Origin of the sequence: Archangium violaceum (genome assembly GCF_016859125.1) — a bacterium.
Taxonomy (GTDB): Bacteria; Myxococcota; Myxococcia; order Myxococcales; family Myxococcaceae; genus Archangium; species Archangium violaceum_A.
The window spans coordinates 3,741,154-3,761,905 of record NZ_CP069338.1; the positions used below are offsets into that span (position 1 = coordinate 3,741,154).

23 protein-coding genes are annotated in these 20,752 nt (G+C 69.8%); 10 read left to right on the top strand and 13 right to left on the bottom strand.

Translation table 11 applies throughout. The features are described from left to right. The first annotated feature begins 38 nt into the window (after positions 1–38). A complete protein-coding gene (locus tag JQX13_RS16055) occupies positions 39–1,361 on the top strand; it encodes a cytochrome P450 (protein ID WP_203409885.1) in 1,323 nt (440 codons plus the stop codon). Between the two features lie 18 nt (positions 1,362–1,379). Here the strand turns inward: JQX13_RS16055 and JQX13_RS16060 are convergent, their stop codons facing one another. Together JQX13_RS16060 and JQX13_RS16065 are read right to left on the bottom strand one after the other, a co-directional pair. Next, on the bottom strand, positions 1,380–1,685 hold the full coding sequence (locus JQX13_RS16060) for a DUF3861 domain-containing protein (protein WP_203409886.1): 306 nt from the start codon (positions 1,683–1,685) through the stop codon (positions 1,380–1,382). Between the two features lie 50 nt (positions 1,686–1,735). Then, complete coding sequence (locus JQX13_RS16065) at positions 1,736–2,155, bottom strand: MarR family winged helix-turn-helix transcriptional regulator (protein ID WP_203409887.1); 420 nt, start codon at positions 2,153–2,155, stop codon at positions 1,736–1,738. Between the two features lie 99 nt (positions 2,156–2,254). Here JQX13_RS16065 and JQX13_RS16070 point away from each other — a divergent pair, with 99 nt between their 5' ends. Beyond that, positions 2,255–3,700, top strand: a complete 1,446-nt coding sequence (locus JQX13_RS16070; RefSeq protein ID WP_203409888.1) for a DHA2 family efflux MFS transporter permease subunit — start codon at positions 2,255–2,257, stop codon at positions 3,698–3,700. A gap of 150 nt (positions 3,701–3,850) precedes the next feature. On the opposite strand, the gene fdhD is transcribed toward JQX13_RS16070, so the two are convergent. The 3 genes from fdhD to JQX13_RS16080 are packed head-to-tail and all read right to left on the bottom strand — an operon-like array spanning position 3,851 to position 6,470. Beyond that, positions 3,851–4,729, bottom strand: a complete 879-nt coding sequence (gene fdhD, locus JQX13_RS54095; protein WP_239014778.1) for a formate dehydrogenase accessory sulfurtransferase FdhD — start codon at positions 4,727–4,729, stop codon at positions 3,851–3,853. Beyond that, on the bottom strand, positions 4,726–5,229 hold the full coding sequence (gene mobB, locus JQX13_RS54100) for a molybdopterin-guanine dinucleotide biosynthesis protein B (protein ID WP_239014779.1): 504 nt from the start codon (positions 5,227–5,229) through the stop codon (positions 4,726–4,728). The genes fdhD and mobB overlap by 4 nt, the downstream gene beginning before the upstream one ends. Continuing rightward, positions 5,229–6,470, bottom strand: coding sequence for a molybdopterin molybdotransferase MoeA (locus JQX13_RS16080; protein ID WP_203409889.1), 1,242 nt, complete (start codon positions 6,468–6,470; stop codon positions 5,229–5,231). The genes mobB and JQX13_RS16080 overlap by 1 nt, the downstream gene beginning before the upstream one ends. A gap of 117 nt (positions 6,471–6,587) precedes the next feature. On the opposite strand from JQX13_RS16080, the gene mobA reads away from it, so the two are divergent. From mobA to JQX13_RS16095, 3 genes are all read left to right on the top strand, one after another. Beyond that, entirely contained in the window at positions 6,588–7,232 is a 645-nt protein-coding gene (mobA, locus tag JQX13_RS16085) for a molybdenum cofactor guanylyltransferase (protein WP_203409890.1), read from the top strand. A gap of 194 nt (positions 7,233–7,426) precedes the next feature. Next, the gene (locus tag JQX13_RS16090) at positions 7,427–7,912 is read left to right on the top strand and encodes a hypothetical protein (RefSeq protein WP_203409891.1); all 486 of its coding nucleotides are present in this window, start codon (positions 7,427–7,429) and stop codon (positions 7,910–7,912) included. A gap of 134 nt (positions 7,913–8,046) precedes the next feature. Continuing rightward, on the top strand, positions 8,047–8,829 hold the full coding sequence (locus JQX13_RS16095) for an SDR family NAD(P)-dependent oxidoreductase (protein ID WP_203409892.1): 783 nt from the start codon (positions 8,047–8,049) through the stop codon (positions 8,827–8,829). On the opposite strand, the gene JQX13_RS16100 is transcribed toward JQX13_RS16095, so the two are convergent. From JQX13_RS16100 to JQX13_RS55390, 3 genes are all read right to left on the bottom strand, one after another. After that, complete coding sequence (locus tag JQX13_RS16100) at positions 8,826–9,680, bottom strand: hypothetical protein (protein WP_203409893.1); 855 nt, start codon at positions 9,678–9,680, stop codon at positions 8,826–8,828. The genes JQX13_RS16095 and JQX13_RS16100 overlap by 4 nt on opposite strands. Before the next feature lie 259 nt (positions 9,681–9,939). Beyond that, complete coding sequence (locus JQX13_RS16105; RefSeq protein ID WP_203409894.1) at positions 9,940–11,046, bottom strand: esterase/lipase family protein; 1,107 nt, start codon at positions 11,044–11,046, stop codon at positions 9,940–9,942. Between the two features lie 442 nt (positions 11,047–11,488). Then, positions 11,489–12,391 (bottom strand): peptidoglycan-binding protein, encoded by a 903-nt coding sequence (locus tag JQX13_RS55390; protein ID WP_203409895.1) that lies wholly within the window; start codon positions 12,389–12,391, stop codon positions 11,489–11,491. A gap of 153 nt (positions 12,392–12,544) precedes the next feature. On the opposite strand from JQX13_RS55390, the gene JQX13_RS16115 reads away from it, so the two are divergent. The 3 genes from JQX13_RS16115 (at position 12,545) to JQX13_RS16125 (ending at position 13,870) form a co-directional block, all read left to right on the top strand. Continuing rightward, entirely contained in the window at positions 12,545–13,063 is a 519-nt protein-coding gene (locus JQX13_RS16115) for a hypothetical protein (protein WP_203409896.1), read from the top strand. A 97-nt stretch (positions 13,064–13,160) separates the two neighbouring features. Then, a complete protein-coding gene (locus tag JQX13_RS16120; protein WP_203409897.1) occupies positions 13,161–13,496 on the top strand; it encodes a hypothetical protein in 336 nt (111 codons plus the stop codon). Continuing rightward, the gene (locus tag JQX13_RS16125; RefSeq protein WP_203409898.1) at positions 13,493–13,870 is read left to right on the top strand and encodes a hypothetical protein; all 378 of its coding nucleotides are present in this window, start codon (positions 13,493–13,495) and stop codon (positions 13,868–13,870) included. The genes JQX13_RS16120 and JQX13_RS16125 overlap by 4 nt, the downstream gene beginning before the upstream one ends. Here the strand turns inward: JQX13_RS16125 and JQX13_RS16130 are convergent. The 3 genes from JQX13_RS16130 to JQX13_RS16140 form a co-directional block, all read right to left on the bottom strand. Beyond that, entirely contained in the window at positions 13,754–14,602 is an 849-nt protein-coding gene (locus JQX13_RS16130; RefSeq protein ID WP_203409899.1) for an ankyrin repeat domain-containing protein, read from the bottom strand. The two genes, JQX13_RS16125 and JQX13_RS16130, sit on opposite strands and share 117 nt — an antisense overlap. Before the next feature lie 181 nt (positions 14,603–14,783). Further along, the gene (locus tag JQX13_RS16135; protein WP_239014780.1) at positions 14,784–15,446 is read right to left on the bottom strand and encodes a hypothetical protein; all 663 of its coding nucleotides are present in this window, start codon (positions 15,444–15,446) and stop codon (positions 14,784–14,786) included. A gap of 111 nt (positions 15,447–15,557) precedes the next feature. Then, positions 15,558–17,402 carry a serine/threonine-protein kinase gene (locus tag JQX13_RS16140; RefSeq protein ID WP_203409901.1) on the bottom strand — a complete coding sequence of 615 codons (1,845 nt, stop codon included), beginning with the start codon at positions 17,400–17,402 and terminating at the stop codon, positions 15,558–15,560. 182 nt (positions 17,403–17,584) lie between these two features. Between JQX13_RS16140 and JQX13_RS16145 the strand changes: the two genes are divergently transcribed. Further along, positions 17,585–18,370, top strand: coding sequence for an SDR family NAD(P)-dependent oxidoreductase (locus tag JQX13_RS16145; protein WP_203409902.1), 786 nt, complete (start codon positions 17,585–17,587; stop codon positions 18,368–18,370). Between the two features lie 324 nt (positions 18,371–18,694). Further along, positions 18,695–19,417, top strand: a complete 723-nt coding sequence (locus JQX13_RS16150; RefSeq protein WP_203409903.1) for a hypothetical protein — start codon at positions 18,695–18,697, stop codon at positions 19,415–19,417. A gap of 60 nt (positions 19,418–19,477) precedes the next feature. Here the strand turns inward: JQX13_RS16150 and JQX13_RS16155 are convergent, their stop codons facing one another. Further along, entirely contained in the window at positions 19,478–20,011 is a 534-nt protein-coding gene (locus JQX13_RS16155) for a cupin domain-containing protein (protein WP_239014781.1), read from the bottom strand. Positions 20,012–20,146: 135 nt separating this feature from the next. Further along, positions 20,147–20,629 (bottom strand): hypothetical protein, encoded by a 483-nt coding sequence (locus JQX13_RS16160; protein WP_239014782.1) that lies wholly within the window; start codon positions 20,627–20,629, stop codon positions 20,147–20,149. Positions 20,630–20,752: the final 123 nt, after the last annotated feature.

Genomic DNA, 20,752 nt, shown 5'->3' on the forward strand with positions numbered 1-20,752 from the left:
GACCTGGAGGGCTCGCGCTTCGTAGCCTCGTGGGCATCATGCCGCTTCCTCCTCTCATGGGCCAAGGGCTCCCCCTCCTCGGTCACTTCCCGTACATCCACGGACTCGGTGTCGACTCGTTCGCCTTCTTCATGGAGGGCTATCGCCAGCACGGCCGCGTCTTCGCCGTGCGGGACATGAAGGACACCTTCGCCGTGCTGCTCGGGCCCGAGGCCAACCGCTTCGTGCTCGAGCGCGAGACGCCGCACCTCTCCTGGGGGGCTGCTTATGGAGACGAGGGCTCGCGGGTGATGGGTCCCACGGCGATGCCCCTGCTCGATGGCGAGGAGCAACGGCGCCGGCGCGCGCCGATGATGTCCGCGTTCCGCCACCAGAACATCACGGCCTTTGGCGACGCGATGGTGGAGCTGGCACGGGCCCAGACGGCAGGGTGGAAGGAGGGCCGGCCGGTCGACCTCATCGGGGAGATGAGCGAGCTGACGTTCCGCGTGGCCTGCGGCTTCCTGCTGGGCGTGGAGATTGGCGAGGACTACCCGCGCTTCCGCGAGCTCTACAAGAAGATGTTCACACCGGTGGGCCTGGCGTTGCAGGCGGCGGGGCTGCCGTACATGCAGCGCTACCGCGACGGGCTGCGGCGGTTGTCGGCGAGGTGGATTGCCGACCGGCGGGCCCATCCGCGTGACGACATCATCAGCCGGCTGCTGGAGGCGGGGCTGGATGACGAGGATGTGATTTCTCAGGTGCTCGTGCTGATGTTCGCGGGGCACGACACCACCAAGCTGTCGCTGACCTGGACGCTGGCGCTGCTGCTGCGCCACCCCGAGTACCTGGCACGGGTGCTCGCCGAGCAGGACGAGGTGCTGGGGGATGGCCCCATCGACGCGGAGGCCACGCGGAAGCTGCCGGTGCTCGAGCGGGCGATCCGCGAGGCCCACCGTCTCTATCCGCCGGCGTCGCTGCTGCGGCGCGGGGTGCTGGAGGGCTTCGAGCTGGGCGGCTACACCATCCCGAAGGGGTGGAAGGTGATGTACCTGCCGCGCGTGTCGCACCATCTCCCGGACGTGTTCAAGGACCCGGAGCGGTTCGACCCGGACCGGTTCGCGCCGCCTCGCGAGGAGCACAAGCAGCCATACGCGATGGTGGAGTTCGGAGGCGGCTACCGCACGTGCATCGGCAAGGAGCTGGCGATGTTCGAGGCGAAGGTGGTGCTCTCGTACCTGCTGAGGACGTTCCGCTTCGAGCTGGCGCCGGGACAGCGCCTCGACGTGGCGAACTCGGGGGCGATGACGAGCCCGCGGCATGGGGTGAAGGTGTTCGCGAAGCCGACGGGCCGCCGGGTGCCCCTGGCCCGGGCCGCCTGAGCTTGCGGGGGCCAGCCCTCACGGGGCGGCGGCCTTGCCCCGTTCCTTGAGGGTCTTCATGAAGTCGCGGAAGTGCGGCTGGAGTCCTTGGAACAGCGGGTGCTCCCGGTTGCGCAGCATCACCTCGCTGAACAGCTTGAGGCCCACCGCGAGCTCCTGTTGGTCGCCCTCGCTGAGGCCTTCCTGCCGCCGCATGCGCGAGATGATCTCGAAGATGTCATCGTGGTTCTCGAACTCGAAGGTGACGGGCTCGGTGTGGAGCGTCTCGCCTTCGCGACGGGTGGCCAGGTGCTCCAGGGTGAGGCGGTAACGATGTGCCAGCATGGGTGCTTCTCCTGTGGTGCGTGAGTGTTGAATGGTTCCTTCTTGGGGGCTCATTCGCCGGCGAGCTTCTTGAGCAAGCGGATCATCACGGCGCGCTCCTCCGCGTTGAATCCGGCCGTCCGCTCGCGAACGTGGGCGGCCAGGATGGTGCGGGCCTCGGTCAGCCGCTTCCTGCCCTGGGCTGTGAGCGACAGCAGCGTGGCGCGGCGGTCCTCCGGGTCTTCCTCGCGCTTCACGAGCCCCTCGGACTCCAGCCCGTCCACGGTGCTCGTCAGCGTCCGGGGAACGATGTCCAACGCGTCGCTCACCTCCCGCATCCGGCGGCGGTCCTCCTCCAGGAGTTGGAGCACCTTGTACCGGGGCAGGGAGAGCCCACAGGCACTCAGGCGGTCGTTCGCCTGCATTCGGATGTGTCGAGCGGTGGAGAGGAGCGTGTCGAGCAGCTCGTCTCCTGTCCGTGGTTTCGGCATTGACGCGGTCTCCCTTCGGATTTAGTGAGTATACTCACTATGAGGCTGCATTGCATCTCGCGATGTGGCCTTCACGAGAAAATAGAAGGACCCCTCCTCATGTCCTGGATTCACCGACGCCCCGAGTACGTCGTCGCCGTCATCTTCGTCACGGCGATGTTCATGAACATCCTGGATACGACGATCGTGAACGTCGCCCTGCCGGTAATCGCCCAGCAATTCGGCGTGCAGGCGACCGAGGCGGAGTGGGTGGTGCTCGGCTACCTGATGAGTCTGGCGGTGTGGATTCCCGCCTCGGGGTGGATCGGCGACCGGTTCGGGACGAAGCGCACGTTCCTCATGGCGCTCGGCGTGTTCACCGTGGCGTCGGGGCTCTGCGGTCTGGCGACGGGGCTCCACTCGCTGGTGGCGTTCCGTGTCCTTCAGGGCGTGGGCGGCGGGATGATGGCGCCCGTGGGCACCGCCATGTTGTTCCGCGCCTTCCCGCCGGAGCGGCGCGCGAACGCCGCGCGGGTGCTCATCATCCCGACCGTGGTGGCGCCCGCGCTCGGGCCGGTGCTGGGCGGGTTCATCGTCGACACGCTGTCCTGGCACTGGGTGTTCCTGGTGAACGTGCCGGTGGGCCTCGCCGCCTTCGCGTTCGGTGCCTACAGCCTGAAGGAGCACCGCGAGCCGAGGGTGGGCCGCTTCGACTTCCCCGGGTTCCTCCTGGCCGGCTCCGGGCTCTCGATGCTCCTGTATGCGTTGAGCTCGGGCCCCGTCGTCGGCTGGAGCAAGCCGTCCGTCGCGCTCGCCGGGGTGCTGGGCCTGCTGGCCGCCGTGACGTTCGTCTGGAACGAGCTGCGCGTGAAGGCGCCGATGTTGAAGCTGCGGCTCCTGAAGGACCGGCTCTTCCGCAACACCAACATCGCCTCGGCCTTCGGCAGCGCGAGCTTCGTCGGCCTGCTGTTCCTGATGCCCATCTACCTGCAGTCCGCCCGGCACGAGTCGGCCTTCGCCTCGGGCCTCACCACGTTCCCGGAGGCGTTGGGCGTGCTCGTCTCCTCGCAGCTCGTCGGGAGGCTCTATCCCCGGGTGGGCCCGAGGCGGCTCATCGCGTTCGGCCTGTTCTTCGTCAGCGTGTCCGTCACGCTCGTGGCGCTCGTGGGCCTGCAGTCGAGCCTCTGGGTGTTGCGCGCGTTGATGTTCACCACCGGCGCGAGCATCGCCTTCCTCTTCATTTCCCAGCAGGCGGCCACGTTCGCCCGGATTTCCAGCGCGGACACCGGCCATGCCTCGGCCATCTTCAACGCGCAGCGGCAGCTCGCGGCCGCGCTCGGGGTCGCGCTGATGGCGACCGTGTTGTCGAGCTTCCTCGGACGGGGCGGCGCCCATGCCTCGGGGATGGAGCAGCTCCCCGCCTTCCGGGTCGCCTTCCTCGTCGACGCGGGCGTGGCGCTCCTCGGAGTCTTCGCCGCGCTCGCCATCCGGGACGAGGACGCTCTCTCCACGATGCGGCGAGGCCCCGCTTCCGCTCCCTCGGGCGAGGCCGCGGTGATGCACTGAGTCCAGCATGCTCCCTCTCCCTCTGGGAGAGGGCGGGGGGTGAGGGTATCCGAGCCCGTTCTTCCAACCCGTGGCCCTTCGTGTGGACACGGGGTTCAACCCGGGGCCCTGGTACCCTCACCCCGTCCCTCTCCCGAAGGGAGAGGGGATTTACCCTTCGTGGATGCGCTCGGGGTGCGTGTACACGTTGAAGCGCCCGTTGCGCACGAAGGTGGCGAGCGTGATGCCCGCGCGCTCGGCGAGGTCGATGGCGAGTGAGCTGCCCGCGGAGACGCTGGCCACGATGGGGCAGCGGGCCATGGCGGCCTTCTGGATGATCTCGAAGCTGACGCGCCCGCTGACCACGAGCACGGTGGGGCGCATCGCGGCGGGTTGGGAGGCCCGTGCCGAGCGCAGGCCGTGCTCGAGCAGCAGCGCCCCCACCACCTTGTCCACGGCGTTGTGGCGGCCCACGTCCTCGAAGGCCGCGAGCACCTTACCCGTCTCGTCGAGCGCGGCGGCGGCATGGACTCCGCCGGTGCGGGCGAAGTTGGGCTGCACGGTGCGCAGGTGCTCGGTGGCGCGGGCGAGCACGGACGCGGGGAGCTCCGGTCCCGGGGGCACGGGCGAGCACGTGGCCATGAGATCGTCCACGCTGCGCCGGCCGCACACGCCACAGGCCGCGGTCGTGAGCGTTCCGCGCTTCGTGGCGCCCACGCGCTCCAGGTCGATGACGAGCCCGGGAGCGGGCGTCACCTCGACGATGTTGCCGTAGCCCTCCTCTCCCGGCCGGCCACAGTGCGCGAGTCCTCCCAGGTCCTCGGCGGAGTGGATGAGACCCTCGGCGAAGAGGAAGCCCGTGACGAGGAACCGGTCCGCGCCCGGCGTGCGCATGGTGACGGCCACGGTGTCCCCGCTGACGCGGATGTCGAGCGGCTCCTCGAGGGCCACGGCGTCCGGCTCGGCGGGCGCGAGCTGGCCGTCCGAGGTGTAGCGCCTCACGGGGCGCCGGGTGACTCCGGGGGGGAGCGGGTGCTTGTCACCGGTCATCGCAGGACTCCGTCCCGAAGGCATTGCTGGAGGAAGGCGGCAATCCCTCGCACGTCGTCTGGCGCGAACCGTTTCATGGCCTCGGGCACGGCTCCCTCATCACCCACCACGGCGAGCACGTCCTGTCGCGTCGCCGCGAGCAGGGGGCCGAGCCCCTCGCGCCAGACCTCGAGCTTGGGCAGCGGCCCCTGCTTCCACCCCTCGACGAGCACCAGGTCCACGGTGTCGGCGAAGCGCTCGAGCAGGGACAGCACGTGCTCGGAGGGCTCGGGGAAGGAGAGCTGCACGCCGGCAGGGTTGGCGAAGGCGACGAAGGCGGCGCCGGACGCGGCGTAGCGCGCGGTGTCACTGCCCTCGCGGTGCAGCGGGTGCGAGTCGGACGAGTGCTTCACCACGCCCACGCGCAGGCCTCGCTGGCGCAGCTCGGGCACGAGCCGCGAGAGGAGTGTCGTCTTCCCCGAGCCGGACCAGCCAACGACGGCGAGCGCGGGCGGTCGCATCACGGCTCCACGGGGAGGAAGCGGGGACGGTCGAAGCGCTCGAAGTCCACCTCGTCGCCAGGGGCGAAGTCGGCGCGGCCCGGAGGGAGGACGGCGTAGCCCTCGGCGCCGACGTTCTGCAGGTGCTGCCCGAAGTCCTGCGAGCGGATGCGGGCCCATACCTGTCCGTCCTCGCGCGTCTCCAGGGTACCGCTGACGAGGTAGGTGAAGCCGGCCTGCTTGTGGCGCCCATCGTCGAGGCGGACGCGCACGCGTTGGCGCTCCTCGGAGACTCCCTGGTGGCGCAACAGGAGCGGGCGGGCGAATTGGTCGAAGGCCACGGTGGCGGCGCCAGGGGTGCCGGGGAGCACGACGACGGCGGTGGTGCCGAGTCTCGCCACGGCCACGGGCTTGCCGGGTTTGAGGGCCACGCCGTCCACGAGGAACGAGGCCCCCAGCTCGGAGAGCACGTGCTTCACGAGGTCCTTCTCTCCCACGGAGGCGCCGCCCGTGGTGACGAGCACGTCGGCCTCGCCCGTCAGTCGCCGCAGGGTGGAGCGCAGCGCGTCGGCGTCATCCCGGGCGCGCTCCAGGGAGACCACGTGGGCTCCGGCCTCGCGAGCCAGGGCGGCGACGAGGACGAGGTTGCTCTCGTACACTTGGTGGGGGAGGGCGGGCGTGCCGGGGGAGACGAGCTCGTCTCCGGTGGCGAGCACGGCGACGCGCGGAGGCGGGCGCACGAGGACATGGGTATCGCCCATGGAGGCGAGCACGCCGAGCACGGAGGCCTCGAGCCGCTGTCCGGCGCGGATCAGGAGCGTGCCGGCGAGCAGATCCTCCCCGGTGGGGCGGATGTCCTTGCCCGGCGGGACGCCGACGCAGATGTCGACGAGCCCCGCCTCCGGGACGACGGTGGCCTCCTGGCGCACGATGGCATTGGCGCCCTCGGGGAGTGGCGCGCCGGTGAAGATGCGTGAGGCCTCGCCGGGCTGGAGGACGCGCGAGGGCAGGTGACCGGCGTAGATGGTATCCACGACGCGCAGGCGCGCGGGGCGGTCGCGGTTGACGTCGGAGGTGTCCTCGGCGCGGACGGCATAGCCATCCATGGCGGAGACAGGGCAGCCGGGGAGCGAGCGCGCGGCGATGACGTCCCGGGCGAGGAAGCGGCCGAGGGCCTCCAGGAGGGGCATGCGCACGGGAGGAGCGGGGCTGAGCGCGTCGAGGGCTGTCGTCCGGGCGGTGGCGAGGGATGCGAGGGACATGGTGGAGGCGTCGTCCACCGGGCTTTAGCGCAAGAGCGCGCCGGGAGGTGGGCGGAGAGAAGGTAGCCTCCTCCAGTGGACGGAGCACGGGAGTGCCGAGGAGCGAGGAGGCACGGCGTGAGCGATAGGGAACGAAAGGGGCCGGAGTACCCGGACGTGACGCTGGCGGTCATCGCGGGAGGCAAGGGCGAGCGGCTGGGCGGGGTGACGAAAGGCCTGCTGGAGGTGGAGGGCCAGCCGGTGCTGGCGCGGGTGCTGCGGCTGGCGGGGCTGTTCGGGGACGTGCTGCTGGTGGCGAACGACGCGGCGCCCTACGCGCGCTTCTCCCTGCGGACGGTGGAGGACGTGGTGCGAGGCCGGGGCGCGCCGGGAGGGGTCCACGCGGCGCTGGTGGGAGCGAGGACGGAGTGGGTCTTCGCGGTGGCCTGCGACATGCCGTTCGTGTCGGAGGCGGCGGTGCGGGTGTTGCTGAGCGCGCGGAAGCCCGAGGTGGACGCGGTGTGCTTCACGGTGGGAGGCAGGGTGGAGCCACTGCTGGCCCTCTACCGGAGGACGTTGGCGGACCCCTGGGGCGAGTCCCTGCGAGTGGAGGAGCCTTCCCTGCGCACCTTGCTGTCACGCTGTCGGGCGAAGCTGCTCCCCGAGGAGGCCCTGCGAGCGGTGGACGAGCACCTCCGCTCGGTGGTGAGCGTGAACACGCCGGAGGATCTGTCACGCCACGGTGCCACCCTCCCCTCTCCCTCTGGGAGAGGGACGGGGTGAGGGTATCCGTCCCCCGGGTTGAATCCCCGGTCCCCGCGGTCCGCTCGGGCTCCGAGCCAACACTCGGAAGGCGCTCGAAAAGGGGGCTCCCTTCGAGACGTGGAGGTGGTTATCGGAGGCGGCGAGGCACACCCTCGTAAGTAGGGGCCGCTGACGAGCCAGCGGTCATTCCACACATGCACAGGGGGTGGGCCATGCCAACGAAGAGTTCCCGGGTAACGATCGATCATGAGGAAATCCGCAACTGGGCGGAGGCGCGCTGTGGGCGCCCCTCGGTGGTGACGGGGACGGGGAAGGGCGACGAGACGGGCATCCTGCGCATCGACTTTCCGGGTTACGCGGGCAGGGGAACGTTGGAGCCCATCACCTGGGACGAGTTCTTCGCCAAGTTCGAGGAGAGCAAACTGGCGCTCGTGTACTCGGCGCATGCGCACGGCCACCGGAGCAACTTCAACAAGCTCATCGCCCGCGAGACGGTGGACCTGGAGACGGGCGAGAAGGTGGGGCCGTCGCGCCATCGCCAGAAGCAGGCGGCGGAGCGCGGTGAGCGCCGGGGGCCTCGGAGCGAGGCGGCTCGCACGGTGCGCAAGACGACGGGGCGGGGCTCGCTGCGGGGAGGCGCGAGGCAGAACCCCGAGCGGCGAGGCTCCAGCCGGGGCACCAGCTCCCGCGGCAGGTGACGCACTGTCCCATGAGTCCCGGGTCCCACCCTGCCCTACGGGTGCCACTCAGGGGACGAACCGAGCTCTGGCCTCGGGCCCGCATTTCCAGGCAAGGAAGGCCAGAAAGTCGGGTAACGTACGTTTCAGCCTCTATGAGTCGACTGAAGGACAAGGTGGCCCTCGTAACGGGGGCCGCATCGGGTATCGGCCGAGCCACGGCGCTGCTGTTCGGCCGTGAGGGCGCGCGCGTGGTGGTGACGGACATCGCTCCTTCGGGCGAGCAGGTGGCGCAGGAGATCCGCGCCGCGGGAGGCCAGGCCTTCTTCTGCGTGCACGACGTGACGGACGAGGTGACGTGGCAGAAGGTGATGACACGCACGCTCGACCTGTATGGCCGGCTGGACGTGCTGGTGAACAACGCGGGCATCGCGATTTCGCGCTCGGTGGCGGAGATGTCGATGGCCGAGTGGCGCGAGCAGATGGCGGTGAACCTGGACGCCACCTTCCTGGGCACCAAGTACGCGGTGCGCACCATGCGGCTGGGCAAGCGCGGGGGCTCCATCATCAACGTGGCGTCGGTGTCGGGGCTCGTGGGCAGTCCCGGAACGGCGGCGTACTCGGCCAGCAAGGGCGGGGTGCGCATGCTGAGCAAGGCGGTGGCGGTGGAGTGCGCGCCGGACGGCATCCGCGTCAACTCGGTGTTCCCCGGAGGGGTGCGCACGCCCATCTGGGAGAACGCGGACTGGTGGGACGGCTTCGTCTCGCAGGTGGGGAGCGAGGAGGAGGCCTGGAGGAAGCTCGAGGCCGCCTCGCCGCTGGGCCGCATGGGCGAGCCCGGGGACATCGCCGAGTCCATCCTCTACCTGGCCTCGGACGCCTCGCGCTACGTGACGGGCGCGGAGCTCGTCGTGGACGGGGGCTACACCGCGCGTTAGTTGCGGCCCCACTGCCGGGGGCGGGTGAAGCGGAAGAAGCCGCTCCGCTCCTCCTGGGCGAGGGTCTCCGCCTCGTCGGAGAAGTAGCGCGAGCGCAGCTCCGTCAGCCGCGCCTCCAGCTCGGGTCCCGAGTACTGCTGGGCGAGCAGCTCGCGCTCGGACATGTACTGCGAGCCCACCTCCCAGCGCACGTCACGCCGCCGGTCGAGGTCCTCCCAGCGCCGCAGGGCCTCCTCGTCCAGGCCCATCTCCTCGCGGATGGAGCGCAGGCTCCGGGCGCGCTGGTCGGGCGTCATGGCCCCGAGCTCCTGCTGCACGGAGCCCAGGTCCAGGAAGCGGTTCATCAGCTCCTGCTGGTGCGTCTGCATATAGGCCTGGGCGCTCTCGCCGTACGTCTTGCCGAGGCTCTGCTTGTACCGGGCCATGCGCTCCTGGACGTTGGCGTTGGGGAGCGCGTCGATGGCCTCGAGCGAGTCCGCCACGGCCTGGTTGCGCAGCTCGGCGAGCCAGATCTTCTCCGCCACGTCCTTGCCGAAGAGCCGGTTGCGCTCCTCCCAGACGGCGGCGCGGCGCTCGTCGTTCGTCTTGTCGCGCAGCTCGGCGCGGTGCTCCTTCACCCACTTCTCGTAGTCCAGGCGCTGGCGCAGGCGCAGGGCCAGCTCGTCATACAGCTCGGGGAAGGCCTGCTGGAGCAGGGCGAGCAGGTCCGCCTCCCAGCCGGTGGGGTTGAGCTGCTGGAAGTGGCGCATGAGCTGCTCCAGCATCCGCATCTGCGTATGCGGGTCGCGGATGCGGGCCCCATAGCGCGAGCGCAGGTAGGAGACCAGGTCTCCCGTGGGGGGTCGTTCCACGCCGTCCGCGCCGGGTTGTGGTGGGCTGAGCGCCGCGGCGGACCCCCGGCTCCTGGCTGTCGGGGCCAGGGAGCCGGGGCCGCCGCGCGCGTCGCGGTCCCTTCCGGGGACGCTCCTTGGGGGAGGCGCGTCTTGAAGACGAGCAGGGCCGAGCCGGCCAGGACGAGCACGAATGCCAGCAGCAGGGGCGCCTTGCGTCGGTTCATGGGTGACTTCATCTCCGGAAGGGGGCGGGAGGGCGTGTGTCGGTCCTCGTGTGTCAGTCGTGGGTGGCGATGTAGTGGATGATGGAGGCGTAGAACTCCGGCTCGTCGAAGGTGTCCGGACCCAGGCCCACCACGTCCATGTGATCCTGGTTGATGACGCTCGAGGTGGAGGTCATCTGCGCGGAGGTGCTGGGCGTATTGATGTCGTCCATGTAGGGGACGTTGGTGTCGGTGGTGACGGAGTCGAAGCCGAAGGTGGACTCGGTGTATTTCAGCCGGTAGCCCATTTGCTGCGAGTTGATGCCCACCAGGCCGTCGTCATCCGTCTCGTTGGCGTAGCCGTCGCCCCTGCCCGCGGCGCCGTCGTTGTCGCAGTCGTCCACGCAGTAGCCGTCGCCGTCGATGTCGTAGAAGAGCTCGCTCACCAGGTAGAGCGCGGGGTTCACATTCACGCCGTTCTGCGCGGTGATGAGCGACACGTAGCGGGAGGCGTAGCGCGCGTCGATGGGGTTGTTGATGTTGAAGTTCCGGGCGCCCGTCGTCACGCCATCGGTGCTGCTGTAGTCGTTGTAGACGAGCTGCTTGGCGCCGGCGAAGGCGTCATTGCCCGGCCCGTAGACGACGTCGCCGTAGAGCTCGGCCAGGGCGGCGATGACGCTGGTGACGCCGGGCTTCAGGTCGAGGATGTACTTGGCCACGGGCGAGCCGCGGTGGGGCGAGGACACGCTCACCAGCACGGCCACCACGGTGTAGCCCTTGCGCGTGTAGAGCACCTTGGCCGCCTTGCGCGCGTCCAGACCGCCCTGCGAGTGGCCGATGAGGTTCACCCGTGTGGCGCCCGTGCTGGCCATGTAGCCCTCGATGTCGTTGGCCAGATCCAGGCCACGCACCTCGGACGACTGGAAGGGCTGCACCTGGCCCACGAAGGTCTTCTGGCCGCCGTCGATGTCCTCGTTGCAGGGCATCTCGAAGAGGCTGCAGGTGTCGCCGACGAACATGCCGTAGTCGTCGCCCCAGTAGTCGTTGCCGAGGAGATTGTCGAAGCCGCCCATGCCGTGGGCGAACACCACGGGGTAGGTCGTCTTCGCCGCGCCGGCCCGGGCCTCGGTGCCGAGCCCGAGCGCGCACAGCGCCAGCAGGAGGGTGTGCAGCTTCTTCATGGGGACTCCTTGGGGTGTCCCTGGCGGAGGGCTCCGAGCAGGGCGGGGTAGGGGAGGGGCGTGCGGCCCGTCAGGAAGGAGCCCGAGGTCGGGGGGGCGCTCCCTGACAGCGAAGCACTGGAGCAATCCCCGCGCCAGACCCACTGCGTCATCCGTCCCAGGACGACGCGTTGCGTTACATGGGAAAGTGGAGCATTGATGCTCCAGTCAATCGCGGGCCCTGCTGGCTCCGCAGGGCTCTCGAGGGTTGAGAGCCCTGGAATATCAACGGCTTGGAAGACAATTGCATCAACTGTCCTAAAAGAAGACAGAAAGTGGACTGATTCAGGACAGTCGCGGGGCGGGGGGAGGCGGGGCCCGGGGAGGGCAAAAAAAACCCCCGCGCTCTCGGGGAGAGGGCGCGGGGGCCGGGGGGGTACGGCAAGGCGGGGGGGCTACGAAATCAGGGCCGGAACTCCCAGTGCCAGGGCTCGGAGGGGACGGTGCGGGTGAAGCCGAAGCGGCTCGCGTTGGCGGCCAGCCAGCGGTAGGTGGAGGAGCCCGTGCCGCCCACGTTGATGTCCACGGCGATGCCGCCCTGGTGGTTGGAGTAGCCGGGCTTGGCGGCGAGGTTGCCGGTGCCGTTGCGGTAGGCCTGGTAGAGGGCGCGCTGCTGCTCCATGGAGCGGAAGCCGCTGTTGACGGTGAGGTTGATGCCGGCGGCGCGGGCCGCGGCGTGCATGCGGTTGAAGGCGGCCGCCGCGTCGGAGCGCATCTCCTTGCCGTTGGGGATGGGGGAGAGGGTGATTTGACGGGGCACGCCGTTCACGTAGCCGGTGACGACGCGGCCACCGCCCGAGGGGGTGGAGGGCGTCTGCACCTTGATGCCGAGCTTGTCCCACGTCTTGGGGCCCACGATGCCGTCGGCGGTGAGGCCGCGGGACTTCTGGAAGGCCTTCACGGCGGCGAGCGTCTTCGGGCCGAAGTCCCCGTCGGCGGTGCCGGCGTTGAAGCCGAGCGCGTTGAGCCGGTTCTGGAGGGCGCGCACGGGCTCGCCCCGAGCACCCTGGCGCAGGGTGGGGCCGGAGCCACCGGAGGAGGCGGTGGCCGCGTTGAGGGCGCTCCACGTCTTGGGGCCCACGACGCCATCGGTGGCGAGGCCACGCGCCTTCTGGAAGGCCTTCACGGCGGCGAGCGTCTTCGGGCCGAAGGCGCCATCGGCGGCGCCTGGGTCGAAGCCCGCGGCCTTCAGCTTCTTCTGGAGGGTGACGACGGAGGCGCCGCGGGAATCCAACCGGAGGGTGGGGGGAGCGGAGCTGGCCGCGAGGCGGGGGGCGAGGGCGGCGGAACGGGAGATGGCGACCATGGGGGGACGGCTCGCTTTCCGGGGGGGAGAAACTGTTTTTATTTTCGTAAGTGCCGGGAAGAAGTTTCCTCACATCGCTTCGAAAGTGCATCGAGGCGGGGGGCTGGGTACGCTGGGGCCTCGCGGTTCCGGGAGGGGAACGTGGCGATCAGGATGAGACTCGACACGATGGCGGGGGAGACGTTCCTCCGGATGGATGGACCGGTGCCGGAGGACGGGCCGCGGCTGGCGCTGGTGACGCGCGGGGAGGAGCTCGCGCGGCTGCTGGAGGGCGCCATGGCGTGCTCCTTCTCGCACGAGGTGCCGGAGCGCCCCGAGGAGGGCGAGGTGGTGGAGCGCTTCCTGCGGGACTGCTCGGAGTACAGCGACGTGCACGGGCTGCCGGACTCGCTGCGCCAGGAGATGGAGGAGCACTTCGGCCAGCTGCTGGACGCGCTGTGGAAGCTGGACTGGCTGGTGTTCGGCAACGCGCGGGAGACGACGCTGGTGCCGGGGGATGATCCGGTGCGAGGGCGGGCGGTGATGCTGTGCCTGGCGCGCTACGACAGCCCCTCGGTGGAGATGGACGCGAGGCTGCGCCGCTACCTGGAGAGCTTCAAGGAGGCGGTGGTGCGCATCCAGGGGGGCCGCTCGAACCGGAGCGAGGGCGGCGCTGGCGGACTGCTGCACTGACACGCCCGCTCGCCTCGTGAAGAGGGCCATGAGGGCGGGTCTTCCCCCCAGGAGTGAACCCTGTCCCCGGCCCCTGTCCACTGGTGATGACTCGCGCGTGGATCAGACGCTGAGGATGCCCACCGCGTACACGCCCCAGCAGCGCCCGGACGACTACCGCTGTTTCCTCCTCGACTGGCCGTACACCGACACGCAGTACGTGACGGGCTTCCGCGCGGACCCGGGCAACATGGACATCGTCCACCACGTCATCGCGTTCCTCGCCGAGCCCCACCAGGTGGCCGAGGCCCAGGCGCTCGACGACCGGGAGCCGGGGCCGGGCTACACCTGCTTCGGAGGACCGGGCCTGAATGGTGGGCAGGTCGCGTGGCTCGGCTCCTGGGCTCCGGGCAGCCGTGGACCAACCCCGACTGGGTCAACCAGCGGACCATGAACATCCCCGCGGGCCAGACGGACGTCGTCCACGCGTGGGCGCTCGAGCCAACGAGCGTCGCCGACCAGCTCACGGGAGGCCTCTTCCAGAAGGACGAGCCCCTCACCGTGCACTCCGTCGCGCTGCACATGCACACGCTGGGGACGAGCACCCGGATGGACATCCAACGCGGCTCCGGCGAGCGCGAGTGTCTGCTCGACATCCCCCGCTGGGACTTCCACTGGCAGGCGGCCTACCAGCTCGAGCAGTCGCGGCGCTCAGTTCTTCCGGCCGGCGCCCGGGTTCCACGGCCATTGCAGCACCCGGGTGAGCGGCCTCTCCTCGGCGCGACGCTCGAGCAGCCGGGTGATGTGGGGCCTGCCGTGGGCACGTGACAGGGACAGCGCGGTGGCCCGACGCGCGTTCTCGCGCAGCGGGTCCGCTCCGGCCAGCAGCAGGACGCGGACGCTGTCCTCGTCGCCGTGGTGGGCCGCCAGCATCAACGGCGTGGTACCTCCGGTGCTTGGCGCGTCCACCCGGGCTCCGGCGTCGAGCAGCAGCTGCACCAGCAGCGCGTGCCGGCGGTCCGCCGCGTGGTGCAGCGGGTGCCAGCCGGAGTCTTCGCGGCTCTCACAATGGAGGACGCCGGAGCTGCGCGCCTCCACGTCCGCTCCGCGGCGCAGCAGCTCCTCGGCCAGCGCGGTGTGGCCCCCGAGGATGGCGCAGGTGAGGGGTGTCCTCCCGTCCGTTCCGCCGAACTCGAGCGCGGCGTCCGCCTCGTCCAGCAACCACTCCACGAGCTCGATACGGCCCGTGCCCGCGGCGTACCGCAGGGCCTCGCCGCGCTCGTCCGGGCCCGTCCGCGGCACGAGGAGGCGTGTGACCTCCAGGTGGCCGCGCTCGGCGGCGATCATCAGCGCGGTGGCGCCTCGCGCGTCCCTCATCGACACATCCGCGCCGCGCGCCAGCAGCAGTTGGACGAGCGACGCGTGTCCCTGCCGGGCGGCCCACAGCAGGGGCGTCATGCCGTGCGCATCCCCTCGGCCGAGCGCCTTCGGCTCCGTGTTCAGCAGGGCCTCCACCCGGGAGGTGTCTCCGCGTCGGACGGCATCGATGAGGTGGGGCATGAAGGACTCCGTTCATGCGAAAAAGGGCGGAGGCGTCGCCACGAGCGAACGCCGCCTCCGCCTGGGGTGCTACGGCCGCACGCCTCGGGCCTGCATGTTCGGGAGTTCCAGGGTCAAGTCAATGCGGTGGAATTTTCCGCGTCCTTCTCGTGGCTCGCGTGACGCGCGGGCCCGGAAGTGGTCACGGACGCGGGCCGAGGTGCTTCGCGTAGAGGGACTCGAGCGATTGGAAGTAGCCGCGCTCTTCCCACATGGAGGCGGCGAGCCGCTCGGACAGCGAGGCCACTTCCTGGTCCTCGCCCTGCTGGGGCGTGCGGGGAGCGCCGCTCCAGTTCTCCAGGGCCTTGGAGAGCTCGTCGAGCAGCAGCCGGCTGCCGGCGAAGAGGCGGCGCAGGGCCTGGTTCACCGGGCGCGCGTCCAATTCCTTGCAGGCGGCGTCGATGGCGGCGTGCACGCGGCGCGGGACGTCCTCGGTGGCGAGCGTGCGCGCGTCGAGGTCTCCCCGCTCCAGCGCGTGCTGCAGCAGGTGGCCATGGTGCAGGGAGATGGAGGCCATGTCCACGCAGTCCTTCACCCAGAGGGCCGTGGCCAGACGCCTGTAGCCCTTGCGCCAGGTGAGCCGGAGCGAGACGAGCGCGGCCTTGCTTGCGAGCTGTTGGAGGCGGCTGCCCTCGCGGGGGTGGAGCCCGGCGAGCATCGTCACGGTGCGATCCGGCGGGGAGAAGGAGCGCTCGCGCAGGATGGTGCGCACCATCTGCTCGCGTACGCGGCGCAGCGCGTACTCATCCAGGAAGGGCACGGGAATGAGCGGGGTGAGGCCGGAGACCACGGCGTAGAACGCCACACGCTGCACCGAGGTGGGCACGGCGGATGAGGAAGACGGCGATTCCTGGGAGGACATATCTGGCGGCGGGGAGTTAGCACGGACGGGCCCGCGCCGTCTCCCGCCCGAACGTCAGCCCCGAGGTTCCGGGTTGGCCAGCGCACGGCACACGGCGAGGTACTGCCTGTGCAACTCCAGGGACAGCGGGTCCAGGATGAGGGCCCGCTCGTAGGCCTCGCGCGCGTGGTCGAGCAGCCCGGCCTGCTGGTGGGCCCGGGCGGTGGCGAGGTGCACGCGCAGCGGCCCCTGGGTGTGCGGGCGCCGGGCGAGGAAGTCGCGTCGCAGCTCCTCCATCTGCGTGAGGGTGAGCCCCGCGGCCAGACAGCGCGCCACGCCCTGGAAGTTCCCCCGCTCGGCGTCGTAGACGGCCCGGTGGCGCGGATGGCCGAGCGTCTCGGACGCCTTGCGCATGCGCTCGAGCACCGTGTCCACCCTGGCGCGCAGGTGGGCGGCGATGGGGCGCTCGCGCAGACGCTCCAGTGCATGGCAGGCCCGGCGCGCGCGCAGTCTCAGCTCCTCGCAGCCCGTGTCCGGCGGCAGCGCGAGGAAGGCGTAGAGGTCCTCCGTGCCGCGCTCCCGGTACGGGGCGAGCACCTGCTCCACCTCCGCTTCCGCGGCCGCGTCCAGGGGCGGGCGCAGGGTGTCGAGCGGCTGCCCCAACATCAGGTGCGCCACCGCGGCCTTGAAGGAGACGGAGGGCTCCACGAACTGCACGCCGAAGCCCGGAGACATGCTCCAGGTGACCGCCTCCTCGGGCTTCACGTGCCGGACCACCTCGCACTGGCACGTCAGCTCGCCGTCCGGGTGCTCCAGGGCCACCGTCACCCGGGAGAGCAGCGGCGGCAGGGCCTGGTCGGTGCGCAGGAAGAGGCCTCCGCGCGTCAGGTCCGTGCACGTGAGCTGCTCGGTGGTGGCGCCGGGGCCCGCCGTCACGAGCACGGGGAGCGCGAGCGCCGGGCGGATGACACAGGGCACGACGGAAGGCGGTGTCAGGGCCGGGCCAGACGGGGCGCGCACCTCGTCGATCGCCACCTGGAGCGCGCCGCGCATCGTCGAGGCGCTCTGGTAGCGGGCCTCGGGCTCCTTGGCGAGCGCCCGGAGGATGACGTGGGAGACGGCGGGCGGGACGTCGGGGCGGAGCTCACGGGGCGGAGTCGGTTGTTTCGTCTGGTGGGCGAGCAGCAGCGCGGTGAAGTTCTTCTCCACGAAGGGCAGCCGCCCGGTGACGAGCTGGTAGGCGATGACGCCCAGGGCGTAGAGGTCGGCGCGCCCGTCCACGCGCTCTCCGCGCGACTGCTCCGGCGCCATGTAGTCGGCCGAGCCGAGGACGGCGCCCTCTCCGGTGTCGCTCCCGCGCTCCTCCTCGGCGTCGAGCAGCTTGGCGATGCCGAAGTCGAGCACCTTGACGAAGGCGGGGCCACTGCCGCGCTGCAGGAGGATGAGGTTCTCGGGCTTGAGGTCGCGGTGGACGATGCCTCGCGCGTGCGTGGCCTCGAGCGCGTCGCACACCTGGGCGAGCAGGGCGACGGCGATCTCCGCGCGCACGGGCCCGCGGGTGAGCAGCGCGGAGAGCGGCTCGCCCTCCAGGTACTCCATGACGAGGTAGGGCCGGGGCGGCGCGGGGTTGATGTCGATGATGTTGACGATGTTCTCGTGGCCGATGAGGTTGACGGCGCGCGCCTCCATGTGGAAGCGGCGCAGCACCTGGGGCGAGGACGCCAGCCGCCGGTGGAGCACCTTGATGGCCACTCGGCTGCCGATGTCCACGTGCTCGCCGAGGTACACCGCGCCCATGCCTCCCTGACCCAGCCGGCGGGTGAGCCGGAAGCTGCCGATGCATGTCCCCAGCAGCGGGTCTCCCCCGGGCTCGCGGCTCTTGACGGAGGGCTCGAAGGTCTCTCGCAGGGGGGCGGACATGTCTGGTTCTGCTTCGTTGGGCATGGGACGGATGACGAACGAGGCGGAATCGGATGCTCCCACGAAACGTCCCCTCCGGAACACCTCCCATCCAGTTGCCTACCCGACAGAGCGGGGAGGGAATGGGGGTGAGCGAGGGCCTGTTCGCGGCGCCATTCGAACCCACACAGGGGGAGCACTCCATGGAGAAGCGATTCACGGACAAGGTGGCGCTGGTGACGGGGGGCAGCTCGGGCATTGGTCTGGCGGCGGCCCGGGAGCTGGGACGGTCGGGAGCGAAGGTGGCGCTGGTGGGCCGGACGCGCGAGCGCGGCGAGGCGGCGGCGAGGGCGCTGCGGGAGGAGGGAATGGAGGTGCTCTACGTGCAGGCGGACATGGCGCGCTCGGAGGACGTGCGGCGGATGGTGGAGGAGGTGGTGGAGCGGTGGGGGCGGTTGGATCTGGCGGTGAACAACGCCGCACTGGGAGACATGCAGCTGGTGCCCCTGACGGAGCTGCCCGAGGAGGAGTTCGACCGGGTGCTGGCGGTGGACCTCAAGGGCGTCTGGCTGTGCATGAAGTACGAGATTCCGGCCATGCTGCGAATGGGGGGCGGGGCGATCGTCAACGTTTCGTCCATCAATGGGCTGACGGGCACGCCCATGGGGACGGCGTACGTGACGGCGAAGCACGGCATGCACGGGCTGAGCAAGACGGCGGCCCTGGAGTTCGCGCGGCAGGGACTCCGGGTGAACGTGGTGTGTCCCGGAGCGCACCGCACACCGATGCTGGAAGGCCTCCTCGAGAAGATTTCACCCGGAGCGCCGGAGCTGGCGGAGACGCAGTTCTACGTGCCGAGGATTCCGATGGGGCGCGTGGGCAGTCCAGAGGAGTGCGGCAGGGCCATCGCGTGGCTGCTGTCGGAGGATGCCTCGTATGTGAACGGCTGTGTGATGACGGTGGATGGCGGGATGATGGCCGGGCTGTGATTCCTCCTCTTGTCTGGCATTGATGCCGCGCATGACCTGGGTGGTTCGCTCCAGCCCCACCTGGGTCTTCCGGGACCGCGCTCCCCTCGGGGGAACCGGCGCGATGCACATGCAAAATTACGCATGAGCCATACCATTTGCATCTGCTTCGCTTGTTCATATTCAATTCCCCGAGGGGGCCCTCCCGGGTTGGATGCGGATGGGTTGCTCCATTGGAAAATTCGCTCCAAATGGGGGGTAGATCCAAGACGGCCCCGTCGTTGCAAAGCAGGTAGTGTGGGTCCCCAGGAGGGGAGACCTGAAACGCTCGAGCGGGAGATCACCATGAAGGCAGTGCTGCAACACATCAGCGTCCGGCAGTCCCGTTTCGCCGAGCACCCCTGCTTCGGAGCGCTGCGGCAGGATCTGCCGTTGGAGCAGGTGCTGGCTTTCGCCCCGAGGCTGGCTTTCTGGGTGATGAGCTTCCAGGACGTGCTGCGCCTCAACGCGCAGCGGGTGCGGGACCCGGAGCTCACCATGCTCATGCTCCGACATCGCTCGGAGGAGCGCGGGCATGACGACTGGTTCTTCGAGGACCTGGCCGCGTTGCAGGGGCGTCCCCTCACCCTGACCGACATCTGGAGCCGCGGGCATGAGGCCACCCGCGACGCCAGCTTCGCGCTCATCTCCGAGGTGCTCCGCCCGATGGACGACCGGCTGCGCGTGGTGTTCGTGCTGGCGCTGGAGTCCACCAGCCACGCCTTCTTCAGCCGCACCTCCTCGCTTCCCCAGAAGCTGAGCTCCGGCAAGCGGCTGAAGTACTTCTCCAACCACCACATGGAGGCGGAGGAGCAGCACGAGGTCTTCGAGGAGCAGATGGAGGCGATGCTGCTCGGCATTGAGCTCACGCCGGAGCTGCGCGCCGAGGCCATCGCGCTGGTGGACCGCGTCTACGAGGCGTTCCACGCCATGTTCGATGGGATGTCGGGTGAGTCGCGGCCGGTGGTGGCGGGGCCCGGGCTGACGGCCGCTCTTCCCGAGCAGGCCCTCCTCTCCAGGGCGTCCTGAAACGGCAACGGGGATGGCTCGAGAGAGCCATCCCCGCCGCTTCCGTCGGAGGAGCCGAACCTACGGGTTCTCGACGACGTTGTAGAAGGACTTGATGACCTCCTTGCCCTTCACCTCCCAGATGACCACCTGGCCCTGGCGGATGAAGTAGCTGTCACCCTCCTTGAAGGTGTGGCTCTGGCCGGACTCGTCGGTGATGGTGACCTTGCCCTCGAGGATGGTGGCGTGCTCCGAGAAGGGGAACGTCACCCGGATCTTCCCCTTGGTGGCCTTGAAGATGCCCGCCGCCATGCCGTCCTTGCTGTAATCGATGCGGCCGTAGAGCCTCGGCGAGCCTTCCAGCACCTGGCCACCCATCGCCTCCGGCGGCCCCAGCCAGACGAACTTCGAGTCGTCCACCTTCTCCCGCTTGGAGTAGACGACCATCTTCTTGGGGCGGGGGGCGCTCTCGCCACCCTCGAGCGCCGCGGCGCTCGTCCCCAGCCCATCCGACTCACTCTGAAGCTGCTCCCCTCCGCACGCGGTGGTCAGGAAGGCCGCGAGGACTGCGGCGCCGAGACTCATCAGACGGTGGGGGCGAACGGTGTGAGCCATGGTCCCTCTCTGTTTCAGTGATGACGTATACTTTGAACCATCTTAGATTCGCTGTCCAGGGGGATTAGAAAGAATTCGTAAAAGTGGATCCGGCCGGCGAGCCCGGCCGGCCCGGGCGAGGGGGTCTTTAAAGACTCACCATTTGAGGTTGTAGGTGCAGGAGCGGGCACCCTTGGCGCGGCAGGCCGTGCCCTCGTGCTCGATGCGGAGCACGAAGGAGCCCTTGGGTTGGAAGCGGTCGTAGAGGGCTTCCATGATGCCCTGGTCGAACTCGCAGGGATAAGGGTTGTCGGCCATCACGCGGGCGCTGCGGCCCTCCCCGGGGATGAAGCGGTAGCTGCCGATGTCACCGCTGCCGCGGTGGTTCATCCGGTAGGCCTGGTCGAGGGAGAGCAGGGCGGACTCGAACGAGTTGATGGCGGGGGGGAAGACGGCGCTCTTGGGGACGGCGCGGCCGATGGCGCGGGTGGTGTGCGGCCCGACCTGCTTGAGGATGTCCTCGAAGCTGTTGAGGACCTTCTGGAGGGGGTACCACTGCTCGGGCTGGAGCGACTCGATGCCGTGGGTGGCGAGGATGCGCTGGGCCTTGAGCTTGAGGAATTCCATGGCGCTGGCCACGGCCTGGACACTCCGTCCGTACACCTCGACCGAAGTGGCTGACGTACTGCGAGTCATAAAAGGTCCTTTCCGTGCTGGGGGGCGTCATACTCAAGCACGCGGCCAGATCTGCCCTCAAGACGT

Bases quoted from the DNA above. Each gene is read 5' to 3' on its own strand.
- JQX13_RS16055 (WP_203409885.1), top strand. From the start codon at position 39: ATGCCGCTTCCTCCTCTCATGGGCCAAGGGCTCCCCCTCCTCGGTCAC.
- JQX13_RS16060 (WP_203409886.1), bottom strand. From the start codon at position 1,685: ATGCTGGCACATCGTTACCGCCTCACCCTGGAGCACCTGGCCACCCGT.
- JQX13_RS16065 (WP_203409887.1), bottom strand. From the start codon at position 2,155: ATGCCGAAACCACGGACAGGAGACGAGCTGCTCGACACGCTCCTCTCC.
- JQX13_RS16070 (WP_203409888.1), top strand. From the start codon at position 2,255: ATGTCCTGGATTCACCGACGCCCCGAGTACGTCGTCGCCGTCATCTTC.
- fdhD (WP_239014778.1), bottom strand. From the start codon at position 4,729: ATGACCGGTGACAAGCACCCGCTCCCCCCCGGAGTCACCCGGCGCCCC.
- mobB (WP_239014779.1), bottom strand. From the start codon at position 5,229: ATGCGACCGCCCGCGCTCGCCGTCGTTGGCTGGTCCGGCTCGGGGAAG.
- JQX13_RS16080 (WP_203409889.1), bottom strand. From the start codon at position 6,470: ATGTCCCTCGCATCCCTCGCCACCGCCCGGACGACAGCCCTCGACGCG.
- JQX13_RS16090 (WP_203409891.1), top strand. From the start codon at position 7,427: ATGCCAACGAAGAGTTCCCGGGTAACGATCGATCATGAGGAAATCCGC.
- JQX13_RS16095 (WP_203409892.1), top strand. From the start codon at position 8,047: ATGAGTCGACTGAAGGACAAGGTGGCCCTCGTAACGGGGGCCGCATCG.
- JQX13_RS16105 (WP_203409894.1), bottom strand. From the start codon at position 11,046: ATGAAGAAGCTGCACACCCTCCTGCTGGCGCTGTGCGCGCTCGGGCTC.
- JQX13_RS55390 (WP_203409895.1), bottom strand. From the start codon at position 12,391: ATGGTCGCCATCTCCCGTTCCGCCGCCCTCGCCCCCCGCCTCGCGGCC.
- JQX13_RS16115 (WP_203409896.1), top strand. From the start codon at position 12,545: ATGAGACTCGACACGATGGCGGGGGAGACGTTCCTCCGGATGGATGGA.
- JQX13_RS16125 (WP_203409898.1), top strand. From the start codon at position 13,493: ATGAACATCCCCGCGGGCCAGACGGACGTCGTCCACGCGTGGGCGCTC.
- JQX13_RS16130 (WP_203409899.1), bottom strand. From the start codon at position 14,602: ATGCCCCACCTCATCGATGCCGTCCGACGCGGAGACACCTCCCGGGTG.
- JQX13_RS16140 (WP_203409901.1), bottom strand. From the start codon at position 17,402: ATGTCCGCCCCCCTGCGAGAGACCTTCGAGCCCTCCGTCAAGAGCCGC.
- JQX13_RS16145 (WP_203409902.1), top strand. From the start codon at position 17,585: ATGGAGAAGCGATTCACGGACAAGGTGGCGCTGGTGACGGGGGGCAGC.
- JQX13_RS16150 (WP_203409903.1), top strand. From the start codon at position 18,695: ATGAAGGCAGTGCTGCAACACATCAGCGTCCGGCAGTCCCGTTTCGCC.
- JQX13_RS16155 (WP_239014781.1), bottom strand. From the start codon at position 20,011: ATGGCTCACACCGTTCGCCCCCACCGTCTGATGAGTCTCGGCGCCGCA.